Origin of the sequence: Marinobacter pelagius (assembly GCF_003315345.1) — a bacterium.
Lineage (GTDB): Bacteria > Pseudomonadota > Gammaproteobacteria > Pseudomonadales > Oleiphilaceae > Marinobacter > Marinobacter pelagius_A.
Window position 1 is genome coordinate 104,160 of record NZ_QNRO01000001.1, and the last position, 13,349, is coordinate 117,508.

12 protein-coding genes and 1 tRNA gene are annotated in these 13,349 nt (G+C 60.2%); 11 read left to right on the forward strand and 2 right to left on the reverse strand.

The genetic code is table 11. From position 1 onward, the window contains the following. Window positions 1-4: 4 nt before the first annotated feature. Window positions 5-1,144 carry an acyl-CoA dehydrogenase family protein gene (locus DET50_RS00510; protein ID WP_113860953.1) on the forward strand — a complete coding sequence of 380 codons (1,140 nt, stop codon included), beginning with the start codon at window positions 5-7 and terminating at the stop codon, window positions 1,142-1,144. A 140-nt stretch (window positions 1,145-1,284) separates the two neighbouring features. Next, complete coding sequence (locus tag DET50_RS00515) at window positions 1,285-3,192, forward strand: hypothetical protein (protein WP_113860954.1); 1,908 nt, start codon at window positions 1,285-1,287, stop codon at window positions 3,190-3,192. A gap of 143 nt (window positions 3,193-3,335) precedes the next feature. On the opposite strand, the gene DET50_RS00520 is transcribed toward DET50_RS00515, so the two are convergent. Further along, window positions 3,336-3,422: transfer RNA gene (locus DET50_RS00520), tRNA-Leu, on the reverse strand. A gap of 262 nt (window positions 3,423-3,684) precedes the next feature. Between DET50_RS00520 and rnr the strand changes: the two genes are divergently transcribed. The 8 genes from rnr (at window position 3,685) to alr (ending at window position 11,874) form a co-directional block, all read left to right on the forward strand. Next, on the forward strand, window positions 3,685-6,201 hold the full coding sequence (rnr, locus tag DET50_RS00525; RefSeq protein ID WP_113860955.1) for a ribonuclease R: 2,517 nt from the start codon (window positions 3,685-3,687) through the stop codon (window positions 6,199-6,201). Window positions 6,202-6,237: 36 nt separating this feature from the next. Next, window positions 6,238-6,975, forward strand: a complete 738-nt coding sequence (gene rlmB / locus DET50_RS00530; protein WP_113860956.1) for a 23S rRNA (guanosine(2251)-2'-O)-methyltransferase RlmB — start codon at window positions 6,238-6,240, stop codon at window positions 6,973-6,975. A gap of 246 nt (window positions 6,976-7,221) precedes the next feature. After that, window positions 7,222-7,638 carry a 30S ribosomal protein S6 gene (rpsF, locus tag DET50_RS00535; RefSeq protein ID WP_092005090.1) on the forward strand — a complete coding sequence of 139 codons (417 nt, stop codon included), beginning with the start codon at window positions 7,222-7,224 and terminating at the stop codon, window positions 7,636-7,638. A 25-nt stretch (window positions 7,639-7,663) separates the two neighbouring features. Then, entirely contained in the window at window positions 7,664-7,894 is a 231-nt protein-coding gene (rpsR, locus tag DET50_RS00540) for a 30S ribosomal protein S18 (RefSeq protein ID WP_008937282.1), read from the forward strand. Window positions 7,895-7,919: 25 nt separating this feature from the next. Then, the gene (locus DET50_RS00545) at window positions 7,920-8,786 is read left to right on the forward strand and encodes a hypothetical protein (RefSeq protein ID WP_092005087.1); all 867 of its coding nucleotides are present in this window, start codon (window positions 7,920-7,922) and stop codon (window positions 8,784-8,786) included. 20 nt (window positions 8,787-8,806) lie between these two features. Next, entirely contained in the window at window positions 8,807-9,253 is a 447-nt protein-coding gene (rplI, locus tag DET50_RS00550) for a 50S ribosomal protein L9 (protein WP_092005084.1), read from the forward strand. 138 nt (window positions 9,254-9,391) lie between these two features. Then, window positions 9,392-10,798 carry a replicative DNA helicase gene (gene dnaB, locus DET50_RS00555; protein ID WP_113860957.1) on the forward strand — a complete coding sequence of 469 codons (1,407 nt, stop codon included), beginning with the start codon at window positions 9,392-9,394 and terminating at the stop codon, window positions 10,796-10,798. After that, a complete protein-coding gene (gene alr / locus DET50_RS00560) occupies window positions 10,798-11,874 on the forward strand; it encodes an alanine racemase (RefSeq protein ID WP_113860958.1) in 1,077 nt (358 codons plus the stop codon). The genes dnaB and alr overlap by 1 nt, the downstream gene beginning before the upstream one ends. Before the next feature lie 14 nt (window positions 11,875-11,888). Here the strand turns inward: alr and DET50_RS00565 are convergent, their stop codons facing one another. Then, complete coding sequence (locus DET50_RS00565; protein ID WP_113860959.1) at window positions 11,889-12,245, reverse strand: hypothetical protein; 357 nt, start codon at window positions 12,243-12,245, stop codon at window positions 11,889-11,891. Between the two features lie 162 nt (window positions 12,246-12,407). Between DET50_RS00565 and DET50_RS00570 the strand changes: the two genes are divergently transcribed. Next, window positions 12,408-13,283, forward strand: coding sequence for a sugar nucleotide-binding protein (locus DET50_RS00570; protein ID WP_113860960.1), 876 nt, complete (start codon window positions 12,408-12,410; stop codon window positions 13,281-13,283). Window positions 13,284-13,349: the final 66 nt, after the last annotated feature.

A 13,349-nucleotide genomic window follows, 5' to 3' on the forward strand; every position in this document is an offset into this window, starting at 1 on the left:
CACCATGATTCCACGTACCGTTTTCGACGCCGACCTGGAAGGCTTCCGCGACTCCGTTCGCAAGTTCCTGGAGCAGGAGGCTGCGCCCTATCACGATCAGTGGGAGAAGGACGGCCAGGTCAGTCGTGAGCTTTGGCAAAAGGCCGGGGAACTGGGGTTCCTGTGCCCGACCATGCCGGAAGAGTACGGTGGTGTGGGGGCGGATTTCCGTTACAGCGCCGTTGTCATTGAGGAGATCTCCCGTGCCGGCCTGTCCGGTATCGGCTGGGGTCTGCACTCGGACATTGTGGCCCCCTACATCCTGAACTACGGCGCGGAGGAGCAGAAGCAGAAGTATCTGCCCAAACTGGTCTCCGGTGAGATGATCGGCGCCATCGCCATGACCGAGCCCGGTGCCGGTTCCGACCTGCAGGGGGTTAAAACCACCGCCATCAAAAACGGCGATCACTATACCCTGAACGGCTCCAAGACCTTCATCACGAACGGCCAGTTGGCGGACCTGGTGATTGTGGTGGCCAAGACCGATCCGAAGGAGGGGGCCAAGGGCACCAGCCTGTTACTGGTTGAGACTGCCTGGGAAGGTTTCGAGAAGGGGCAGAACCTGAACAAGGTGGGCATGAAGGCGCAGGATACCTCCGAACTGTTCTTTCAGGACGTCAAAGTACCGGCAGAAAACCTGCTGGGTTCCATGGAAGGGCAGGGCTTCTTCCAGCTGATGCAGGAGCTGCCCGCAGAACGCTTGCAGGTGGCCCTGGCCGCGGTGGCGGCAGCGGAAGCGGCCTGGCAGTGGACCCTGGATTACGTCAAGGAGCGCAAGGCCTTCGGCAAGCCGGTGATCGCCTTCCAGAACACCCGCTTCAAGCTGGCGGAGCTGAAGGCCGAGATCACCGCAGCCCGGGTATTTACCGACCGCTGCCTGGAACTACACCTGGAGAAGAAGCTGGATATCCCCACGGCGGCCATGCTCAAGCAGCACACCACGGATCTCCAGTGCAAGGTCATGGACGAATGCGTCCAGCTCCACGGTGGCTACGGTTACATGTGGGAATACCCGATTGCCCGAGCCTGGGCCGATTCCCGCGTGCAGCGCATCTATGCCGGCACCAACGAAATCATGAAGGAAATTGTTGCCCGCTCATTCTGACGGTGCCCGGCCTCGCCGGCTGTTTGCTGGCGAGGCCCTCTGTTACCTATCTTTACAAATTGCCAAGCCTGTCAAGGTCTCCCCCGGCAACATCCCCTAAAGTAGCGGCACACCTCTGATAACAAGAACCGGTTGCCGCGATGACACGCCTGGAATGCTTACCCATTGCACTGCTGACGCTGATTCTGGCCGGATGTGGCCAGGAGTCGGATTCCCCGCCTGTGGATGGTCGGGATTTCGATGGCGTGTCCTATTCCGAGCCGGCTCCCTATTCCGGGAAGGTGATCGACGGTTACCTGACCCATGCCCGGGTATGGCTGGATATGGATGGCGACAGCCAGTACACCCCCGGCCCGCTGGAGATCGAGCTCGAGAACGGCAATATTGCGGTGCTCGAATCCGGTGAGCCCACGACCGTGAGCGGGCAGGGCGGTGAGTTTTCCCTTGATGTGACGGAGCTGGATCTGGAGCCGGAGGTCGGTCCTGACCTGGATCCCGGGGATTACCCGCTTTACGCAGTCGCCTTACCCGGAAAAACCCTGGAGCAGACCTGGCGCGGCGATGTGCCGGTGACCCGGGCATTCATTATGTCCGCGGCACCCGGGGTACGGAATATCACGCCGCTCACCACGCTGGCCCGTTACCGCAGCCTGTTTGGCCTGGGTTCCTACCTGCAGACCCCCGAAGACCTCGCCGGCAGTCTGGCCGGTCTCAACCTGGTGGCGGATTATGTGCTATCGGGTGACGAGCGTGCCCATGCCTATGCCCGCGCGCTGGCGAGGTTCATGGCCAGCCAGATTCCGGATGAGTACAACGCGGCCTTGGCAAAGGCCGGCAGTGATGGCACAGAGCGCTACCTGAGCAAGCAGGCGGCCTACCTGCTGGGAATCTCTCTGGTGCAGAACGCCCCATCGGTGATTGCCGTGGTAAATGAGGCCGCCGGAGGTGATTACGCTAATGTCGATGTGAGTTCTCTGTCCTTGCCGGAGGTGCCGCTGGAGTACAGTGACCCCGTCCTGCTGACCCACCAACGTATTCTGGCCCAGCCCGAAAATGACCAGAACCTGCCGGTCAGTACCTCGAGTTTGATGGTGTCCTCCGAGCTTTTCTTCGATTATTCCGAGGCGGGGCAGTTGTTGTCGGTATCGGCTGAGGGATGCCTGGAGCCGTCCATGCCGGAGCTTGCCCGGCTGATCGAGGTGAATGGTCGCATGTACCAGCTGGGCAGCCAGTGGCGGCCCTCGGTGTCACTCTCGCCCCAGAGCCGGATTGCCTATGAAGCGGAAGGTATTGACGAGCGCCTGATCTTCGATTGGGAAAACCGGCGGATCTATTTCGAGACGTCGACCACCTGCCATGAACATGAAGGTATATCGGCGGGCTCCACGGAGCTTGCCGGTAACCCGGAGGTGGCCTATCACTGGCAGCAGACTGAGGGGGCCGTCGGGGAGCTGGTGGCGGAGATTCCCCGGTCGGATGGCTCGATTCTGGTGCGCAGGCTCGAGCCGCAGCCTGAGCCTGAGTTGGCTCCCGATGATTTCGGTGGTTTCACTTTGGTCGAGAATGGTTCACGGATTGCATCACTGGAGCTTGGCGGAACCGAGGCTGCATGCGCCGACCTGCCGGCCACTGATACGGAGGTCATTGCCCTGGATCATGTTGTTACCGATCAAATTGGCTATGCGTTTACCGGCTACGAGCCGCAGCCCGCGAATTTTGTGAATCTGGCGCTGGAATACGATACTCGGGACCTGGATGGCGAGGGAGCGGGGGCTCCGGTCAGCCGATTGCTGCGTTATGGATTCCTTGATCCGGATCTCTCTGGTCTAGCCAATGTGGATGCAGGGTCGGGTTTCCAGTGGGCCATGTATTACCAGACGACCTTTGATCCAGCCAATCCCGACCTGATCCGGGAGGCCTACCTCGCCAGCTATAACGGTGCTCGGGAATGCAAAAGGGAATTCGAGGAGACGCCTTCTTCCGCATACGCCAAAGTGGAGTACAGCTATCAGGCGCTGTCGGAATACTTGCTGGGGCTGCTTGATTGAAAAGGATGGATGTCGGGCTTGTGAGCCGGAGCGCAGACAGGTCCGTGCGCAAAACACAAAAAATCCAGGCGCAACAAAGTTGTGCTGGCTGGCTTTAATTACTGAGTCTCGGGAATTTCTATGCCATTTCCTGGGGAAGGAAATGGTGCCGAGGAGAGGACTTGAACCTCCACGGGGTTGCCCCCACTAGCACCTGAAGCTAGCGTGTCTACCAATTTCACCACCTCGGCAGGTGACTACAACTCTTGGCTATTGTACTGAATTCTGTTTTGAATTCAAGCCGTTGGTTGCTGGTTTCGGCTTGTCGCCTCAACCGATGGCGCGTACTTTAATGATTCCCCCTGAGGCTGTCAAACATTTTTTCCAAAAAAGTTTCGGTGGTATTTATGCCTATCAAATGCCCCCTTGTTAGGCAGCATCGCCGCACCAACGTTATACTGCAACGAAATACTAATTCCGCCGCGCCTGTGCGGCTTTAAAACAAGGATCCGAATGGTTTCCAGGAAGAAAGACAAAGGTGATCCTCACGCCGACCGTGAGGCCCAGAAATACGATAACCCTATCCAGAGCCGGGAATTCATCCTCAAGCATTTGAAGGACCGGGGGGCGCCGGCCACCCACGAGACCCTGTGTGAGGAGTTGGGGCAAACCTCGCCGGAAGGCATCGAGGCCTTACGCCGCCGGCTGATTGCCATGTGTCGCGACGGCCAGATGATCTGTAACCGTCGTGGTGCCTATCTGCCCATCGAAGAGGCGGATCTGGTCACCGGCAAGGTGACCGGCCATAAGGACGGCTTCGGTTTCCTGATTCCCGATGATGGTGGCTCCGACCTGTTCCTCACCGCCCGGCAGATGCGTCAGGTGTTCCATGGCGACCGGGTTGCCGCCCGTGTGGACCGTGTCGATGACCGCGGCCGCCGTGAGGGCAAGATTGTCGAGGTGCTAGAGCGTAACACCAGCCAGATTGTCGGCCGGTTTTTCCGGGAGAGCGGCATCAGTTTCGTGGTGCCGGAGAATGCCCGCATCAATCATGAGATCCTGGTGCCGGAGGAGCACGTTGGTGAGGCCTATCAAGGCCAGTACGTCGTAGTGGAGATCCTGCGTCATCCGACCGTCCGTACCCAGCCATTAGGCAAGGTGATTGAAATTCTCGGCGAACACATGGCGCCGGGCATGGAAATCGACGTGGCCATCCGCTCCTACGAGATTCCCCACAGCTGGCCGCCCGCCGTTGGTGAGCAGGCTGCTGCAATTCCTGCGGAAGTGGAAGAGAAGGACAAGCAGAACCGGGTGGATATCCGGCATCTGCCGCTGGTGACCATTGATGGCGAGGACGCCCGGGACTTTGATGATGCCATCTATTGTGAGCCGCGCCCCCGCGGAGGCTTCCGCCTGCTGGTGGCGATCGCCGACGTATCCCATTACGTCCGTCCGGGTACGCCGCTGGATGAAGAGGCGCTGAACCGGGGTAACTCCGTGTATTTTCCGGATCACGTGGTTCCCATGCTTCCGGAGAAGTTGTCCAACGGCCTGTGTTCCCTGAATCCGGGCGTGGATCGCTTGTGCATGGTTGCGGACATGACGCTCAGTGCCAACGGTCGCATCAGTGGTTACAGTTTTTATCAGGCGGTGATGCACAGTCACGCCCGGCTGACCTACAACAAGGTCAGTGACATTCTGGAGCGTCCGGATTCCGAGCCCGGCTACCGGTTGAGCCAGCAATACTCCGAAGTGTTGCCGCAGCTCTATGACCTCTACGAGCTCTATAAGCTGCTGCGCTGGGCTCGTACCGAGCGGGGTGCGATCGACTTCGAGACTACCGAAACCCGGATTATCTTCGATGCCAATCGCAAGATCGAGGAAATCGTTCCGGTCCACCGCAACGATGCCCACAAGATTGTTGAAGAGTGCATGCTGTGTGCCAACGTGGCGACAGCGCGCTTTCTCAAGAAGCACAGTACTCCGGCCCTGTACCGGGTGCATGAAGGTCCGTCGGAAGAACGACTGGCTGCACTCCGGCTGTTCCTGGGCGAGCTCGGGTTACAGCTGCGCGGTGGCGACAAGCCGACATCCTCGGACTATCAGGAACTGTTGTCCCAGATTGCCGATCGCCCGGATGCCGATGTGATCCAGACCGTGATGCTGCGCTCCCTCAGCCAGGCGGTATACAGCCCGGAGGAAAGCGGTCACTTCGGTCTGGGCTTTGCCAGCTACGCCCACTTCACCTCACCGATCCGGCGTTACCCGGACCTGATTGTGCACAGGGCCATCAAGTCCCGGATCCACAATCCCGAGGTCAAGAAGGATGTGGTCACGCCTCCGGTCACCGATCCGGAACTGGCGGAATATCCCTACGATTATGCCCGTCTGGAACAGCTGGGCGAGCATACCTCCATGACCGAGCGGCGCGCTGATGATGCCACCCGGGATGTCATGGCCTGGCTCAAGTGCGAGTTCCTCAAGGATCACGTGGGCGAGGAGTACAACGGCGTGATTTCCGCGGTGGTGCCCTTCGGCTTCTTTGTGGCCCTGGAAGACATCTACATCGAGGGGCTGGTGCATGTCTCCACCCTCAGTGGCGACTACTTCCATCACGATTCCGCCAAGCATCGCCTGATCGGTGAACGCACGGCAGTGAGCTTCCGTCTGGGCGATGATGTCCGGGTGCGCGTGACGCGGGTGGATCTGGAGGATCGCAAGATCGATCTGGAGCTGGTTAGTCAGCCCCGGCGCCGCAAGGCGGACCGGGAAGCGCTGGATATCTCCCGTCGCGAGGAACGCGGTAAAGGGAAAGGCAGGGGCAAGGGTAAGGACCGTGGTGCCGGAGGCAGAAAAGCCTCCCGGGGCCGGAGTAAGGGCAAGCCCGAGTCGGCCGCGACTGCCAAGGGCAAGCCAGGCAGCGCCAAGCAGAAGCTGGTTGCCGAAGCGGCGCGCGAAGCCGGGAAGAAATCCGGCAAGTCCGGAGCGGCCGGATCCGGCAAGAAACCCCGGCGCAGAACCCGGAAGTGAGTTCTGAACAGTAACCCGTAAACAGGATCAGAATCAGTGTCCCAGGAATTTGTCTTCGGGTGGCACGCGGTTGAGGCTGTCCTCAAGCGCGAGCCGGAAAGATTGCAGCAGGTCTGGATCCAGACCGGGCGCCAGGACAAGCGTGTCAGGTCCATCACCGATGCGCTCGATAGTCTCGGCGTGCGCTGGCAGGTGGTGCATCGCCGTGAGCTCGATGAACGGGTCTCCGGTGTTCACCAGGGTGTGGTCGCAGCCGTGTCGGAAAGCCGGGAATGGACCGAGGGCGACCTGCTGGCCCAGCTGGAAAAAAGCGACAAGCCGCCGTTTCTGCTCGTGCTCGACGGCGTGACCGATCCCCATAACCTGGGGGCCTGCATGCGGACCGCGGATGCGGTGGGCATTCAGGCGGTCATTGTCCCCAAGGATAAGTCCGCGTCCCTGACCCCGGTTGCCCGCAAGGTTGCCTGTGGCGCGGCTGAAACCGTGCCGTTCGTGCGCGTGACCAATCTGGCGCGTTTTCTGCGATCCCTGCAGGAGCAGGGCGTCTGGCTGATCGGCACTGCTGGCGAGGCCAAAGCCACGCTCTACCAGGCGGATTTCAAGGGGCCGGTGGCCCTGGTGATGGGTGCCGAAGGCAAGGGTATGCGGCGCCTGACCAAAGAACACTGTGACCAGTTGATCAACATTCCCATGCTGGGGCATGTGGACAGCCTGAATGTTTCTGTCGCCACCGGCGTGTGTCTGTACGAGGCGCTGCGCCAGCGCCTTGGTTAACCCTTGCACAGAAGGCGCTGGGCGCCTAGAATACGTGACCCCTTTTTTAAGGGGTGGTTTTTTATTGCCTGAACAAACGGGCGGTAAGGCCACGCTTTTGATCAAGCCTTTCGTTGCAAAGCCTTATTGATAAAGCAAAAAGAAACCGGCAGCCCGAGGCTGTCACCTCCTTGCTTTCATGCTCAACAGGGCGGCAATACGCCGCGCGGTTGAAAAAGGAAGCTGTTTAAACCGTAGGGAGAACTCATGCGTCACTACGAAATCGTATTCATGGTACATCCGGATCAGAGCGAGCAGGTGCCCGCGATGATCGAGCGTTATACCGGCGTCATCACCGAAGATGGCGGCAAGGTACATCGCCTGGAAGATTGGGGCCGTCGTCACCTGGCTTACCCGATCAACAAGATCCACAAGGCTCACTACGTCCTGATGAACGTCGAGTGTTCCCAGGCCGCTATGGACGAGCTGACTCACAACTTCCGGTTCAACGATGCCATCATCCGTGACCTGATCCTGCGTCGCGATGAAGCCGTGACCGATATGTCTCCGATGAAAGCCGCCGAGTCCCGTGAGGACCGTCGTTCAGGTGGCGAAGACCGTCCGCGTCGTTCGGCCGATTCTGACAGCCGTCAGAAGTCCGAGTCCCAGGACGAAGAAGAGTAATTAACCGGAGTTGAGGAGTTAAGTTATGGCTCGTTTTTTCAGACGTCGTAAGTTCTGCCGCTTCACGGCAGAAGGTGTTAAAGAGATCGATTACAAAGATCTGGACACCCTGAAAGGCTACATCACTGAAACCGGCAAGATCGTGCCCAGCCGCATCACCGGCACCAAAGCACGTTATCAGCGTCAGCTGGCTACCGCTATCAAGCGTGCCCGCTACCTGGCACTGCTGCCGTATACGGACAGCCACGACCACTAAGAACAGATAGACAGGATTTGGGGCCATGCGTGCACTAGCACAGTTTGTAATGCGCGGTCCCCTGCAGGCCGGCGGGGTTGCAGCAGTTACCACTGCGATACCTCTGCTGTTCTGGATAGGCGCAGCGGTAGTCGGCCTGGTGATTCTCAGGCTGGGTATCGGGCAGGGGCTGAGTATCGGTCTCTGGGCATTGCTTCCGGCGCTTGGCTGGAGCTGGTTCGGGCAGGACCCGACGGCTCTGGCGGTATTGCTCCAGACAATGCTGATGGCGTACATCCTCAGAACCACGCTGTCCTGGGAAAGAGCCCTCCTTGGAGGGAGCTTTCTGGCGATTGTCACGGGCCTGATGTTGCCCGTGCTCTATCCCGGCTTGCTGGACGACCTCGTTCAGGCCGGGGTGGAATTTTACGAACAGTACAACGCCGAAGTGGCCCGCACCCTCGGGAGCGATCTCGAGAAGGTGATCCGGGACACGATGAACGCCAGCATGGCGGGTACCTATCTGGCAACTGCCGTAGGTATGACGATGCTGGCGAGGGCATGGCAGGCCGGGCTTTATAACCCCGGTGGTTTCCGGAAGGAATTCCATGCCCTTCGGCTGTCGCCAGTGGTGGCAGTGTTGTGTGCGGTGACCATGCTGATTGGTCCCCTCCTGGGCCTGAACTCGATGTTGCTGGCCTGGGCTGCGGGCACACCCCTGTTCCTGGCGAGTATCGCCCTGGTTCATGGCGTTGTTGGTCGTAAACAGCTGAGCGGGAACTGGCTGGCGATGTTTTACATCGCGCTGTTGCTGCTGGGCCCAAGTCTGATGATTCTGTTAGTGGTTATGGCTTTTGTGGATAGCTGGCTGGATATCCGGGGGCGTATCAAACCTGCCGGGCCGGCTGAATAAAGCACGAAGAGGTTAACGAGATGGAAGTTATTCTGCTCGAGAAAGTTGCAAACCTTGGCTCCCTGGGTGACAAGGTAAAGGTAAAGGCCGGTTACGGTCGTAATTTCCTGCTTCCTTATGGCAAGGCTGTACCTGCCACTGAAGCAAACCTGAAGGCATTCGAAGAGCGTCGTGCCGAGCTTGAGAAGGCCGCTGCCGAGAAGCTGGCTGCTGCCCAGGCGCGTGCCGAGGCACTGGAGGGTGCTTCTTTCACCATCAGCTCCAAAGCCGGTGAAGAAGGCAAGCTGTTCGGTTCTATCGGTGTGCGCGACATTGCTGACGCGATCACTGCCGGTGGCACCGAAGTAGAGAAGAGCGAAGTGCGTCTGCCGGAAGGTCCGATCCGCGTGACCGGCGAGTACGACATCGAGCTTCAGCTGCACTCTGACGTTGAAGTCACCGTCAAGCTGGCGGTAGTTGCGGACTGATCCGCAGCAGGTCAATGTAAGGTCGGGGCAACCCGGCCGAGCTTGATTGAACGGGCCCGAACCGGAGACGGTTTCGGGCCCGTTTGTTTCTGGTATTCTTATCAGTTCCTGAGCTTACCCCAATCCTGAAGCGTTCTTATGGCCAAGCCCAATCTGAAACCTGCCAGTACCGACCTGGAAACCAGCCGCATCAAGGTGCCACCGCATTCGGTGGAAGCCGAGCAGGCCGTCCTCGGTGGCCTGATGCTCGATAACCGCCGGTTCGACGAAATCGCCGAGGTCATTTCGGCCGCGGATTTCTATCGTCAGGATCATCGTCTGATCTTCGGCGCTGTCGAGCGCCTGGCCAGTGAAAGCGAACCGCTGGATGTGGTGACCCTGGCCGAGTTTCTGGAGCGAGCCGGCGACATTGAGGACGCCGGCGGTTTGTCCTACCTGGCCGAGCTGGCGGAAAAGACCCCCGGCGCTGCCAACATTCGGGCCTATGCCGAGATCGTTCGCGAGCGCTCGATCCTGCGACAGCTGGTGGAAGTGTCCGGCCAGATCTCCGATTCCGCCTTCAATCCCCTGGGACGCACCAGTAACGAGATCCTGGACGAGGCCGAGCGGAATGTCTTCCGGATTGCCGAATCCCGTAACAAGGAAGGCTCCGGCCCCAAAGCCATCAACCCGATCCTGACCCAGACCCTGAGCCGGATCGAGGAGCTGTTCGAGTCCGGTGAACAGACCACCGGCCTGACCACCGGTTTCCGGGACCTGGACGAAAAGACCTCGGGTATGCAGCCGGCAGACCTGATCATCGTGGCGGGCCGCCCCTCCATGGGTAAGACCACCTTCGCCATGAACATTGTCGAGAACGCCCTGATCAGCACCGGCACGCCGGTCCTGGTATTCAGTATGGAGATGCCGGCGGACGCTCTGGCCATGCGTATGATCTCTTCCCTCGGCCGGATCGACCAGACCAAGGTCCGGGGCGGCAAGCTCGAGGAAGACGACTGGCCCCGGCTGACCTCCGCCGTGAGCCTGCTCAAGGACAAGCCCCTGTATATTGATGACACCCCCGGTCTGAGCCCCACGGAAATGCGTTCTCGTGCCCGCCGTATCGCGCGTGAGAATGACGGCAAGCTGGGCCTGATCATGGTGGATTACCTTCAGCTGATGCGGGTGCCGGGAAATACCGAGGGGCGGACGGCAGAGATCTCGGAGATCTCCCGGTCCCTGAAAGGGATCGCCAAGGAGCTGAGCTGCCCGGTGGTGGCCCTTTCGCAGCTGAACCGGAGCCTGGAACAACGGCCCAACAAGCGGCCGGTGAACTCGGACCTGCGGGAATCCGGTGCGATCGAGCAGGATGCCGACGTCATCATGTTCGTGTATCGGGACGAGGTCTACAACGAGGATACGCCGGACAAGGGGATCGCCGAAATCATCATTGGTAAGCAGCGGAACGGTCCCATCGGCACCGTGCGCCTGGCCTTTATCGGCAAGTACACCAAGTTCGAGGACCTCGCCCACGGCGATTACAGCGATTACGGTGACGACTACTGATGCCCCGCAGCACCATCGCCCGAATCGATTTACAGGCGCTCCGGGACAATTTTGCCCTGGCGCAGAAACTGGCCGGAAGCGCCCGGGCCATGGCCGTGGTCAAGGCCGATGGCTACGGCCACGGTATCCGGCCGGTGGCGCTGGCGCTGGCGGAAATGGCGTCCAAGTACGCCGTGGCCTGCCTGGAAGAGGCGCTGGCCATCCGTGATGCGGGCCTCCGGCAACCGGTGGTCCTGCTGCAGGGTGTGCACGAAGAAGACGATCTCTCAGGTTGCCTCGCGCACGGGTTCGAGCCGGTATTGCACAGCCAGGCCCAGTTGAAGTGGCTGGAGTGTTGCGGTGACCGCCCGGACTTCTGGCTCAAGGTGAACAGTGGCATGAATCGCCTGGGCTTCAGGCCGGCGGAGCTACCCGATGTGATGGCGGCGATCGATGCCATGGGAGCCCGCCCCCGACTGCTGGGGTTTGTCACCCATTTCGCCTGCGCCGACGACCCCTCAAGCACCCGGACGGCCGAGCAGACCGAGTGTTTCGTTGAGGGCACGGCAGCCTGGCCGGAGCTGATGCGCAGCGTGGGCAACTCCGCGGCGCACTTTCTTCCTGGCCAGCCTCTGTTTGACTGGAGCCGGCCCGGCATCATGCTTTACGGCGGCTCTCCGTCTGTCGGCAAGATCGGTCCGGAGCTGGGTCTGAAGCCGGTGATGACCCTGGAAGCACCCCTGATCAGTACGCGGATCGTGAAGGCAGGTGAGGCCGTGGGCTATGGCTCCGCCTGGGTGGCCGAACAGGACACGACCATGGGCATGGTGGCCATCGGCTATGGCGACGGTTATCCGCGACATGCCGGCACCGACACCCCCGCAGCGGTGGGTGGCCAGCGCATCCGGCTGATTGGCAGGGTCTCGATGGATATGCTGGCGGTGGATCTCACCAACGCGCCGGATGCCCGGCCCGGCGACAGGGTGGAGTTGTGGGGCGAGACGGTGGGCGTGGATGAGGTTGCAACCTGCGCCGGCACCATCTCCTATGAGCTGATGACAGGAATTACCGCCCGGGTACCGCGGGAATACCGGTAACGCCCGGCCGCAGCTCAGCCTGCTTCCGGTTCGTGAATGATTTCCTCGATGAAATCGAGGATGGCAGCAAGGCTGCGGTCGTCGAGCTTTTTCAGCACCTTGTGGACCACCATCTTGCTGCCCTTGAGCATACTGCTGATGCCCATTTTCGCCATGCCCAGCATCACGCTGCTGGCCTTGAGGCGGCGTAGGGGTTCCAGGAAGAAAAAGTCCAGGCCTTCCTCGGTCAGTTCGACGATCAGCTCGTAGAGCTTGTCGATTGCTTCTTTATCGGCCTTGCCGCGCTCGCGGAGTTCACCCACGGTGTACAATGCACGGGTCCGGAGTTCGTCCGGTATCGGCGCGACAATATGGCTCTGTTGTTTCAGCATGTGGCTTCCCGTTGTTGTATGCTCTTGAAAGAGATAGCAAAGATATTAGACGCTGGCGTGTCAGGCCGAGTGTTATTCTAAGAGGCCCGGCCAACAAACCATTGGCCTTATCGTTTCGGGCCGTCCGTCACCCAAGTGAAAACCTGGAGGCATTGATTCCTCGTGCACGTACTTGTTGTCCATGACTACGGCCCCCTCGGGAAGGTTCTGCTGGAGCGCCTGCGGGAAACCCACCTGCAGATCAGTCCGTTGCTGGTCAGTGACGCCGCCAGTGCCGATCTCAATGCCCTGGATAACTGGATTCCCGAAGACACCGACCTGATCGTCAACGCCCTGTGGCTGGCCGACCCGGAGGTGGCGCAGAAGGACCCTGAGGACACTCACAAGGCAGCGTTCTCGTTGCCGGTGGCTATGGCCGAGTATGCCCGGGAGCACGGTATGGCCCTTTTCCAGCTGTCATCCTGCTATGTCTTCGACGGCCGCAAGCAGAGTGGGTACATCACCTCCAATCCGGGCCAGCCCATGAACGAGCTGGGCAACTGGCAGTGGGAGTGCGAGCAGGCGTTACGGTCACTGCTTCCAAGGCACATCATTCTCCGCACCGGCTGGAGCCTGGCCCGCTTCATCCGGAAGGTTCAGGCGAGTACGGCCGCGGGCGAGACCCTCTCGCTGCCGGGACGGTGTCGGGGGCAGCCGGTTGCCGTCAAGGACCTGGCGCGGGTCATGACTGCGGTCATCCTGCAGCTGGACTGTGGTGCCGAGGTATGGGGCACCTACCAGTACGCCGGTGCCGAGGAAATCAATCTCTATGAGCTCGGGCTGGCGATTGCCGGTCTGCCCGGCATTCCCGAAGGGATACGGGTGGTCGATGAGGTTCCGGACTGGGGCCACCTGGAGCCGGTGAACACCACGATGATCTGTACCAAGATCCGCAATACCTTTGGCGTCAAGCAGCAACCCTGGCGATCCGGGCTGGTGGAGGAGCTGGCGATGCTGAAGAAGCGGGAAGGGAAGGAGACGACGGAGGCAGCCGGGTAGGTTGAAGATAGCGTCGATGAAAATGGGGTCAGAAGAAAGCTTTCTTCTGACCCCGTCTTAGGTCTT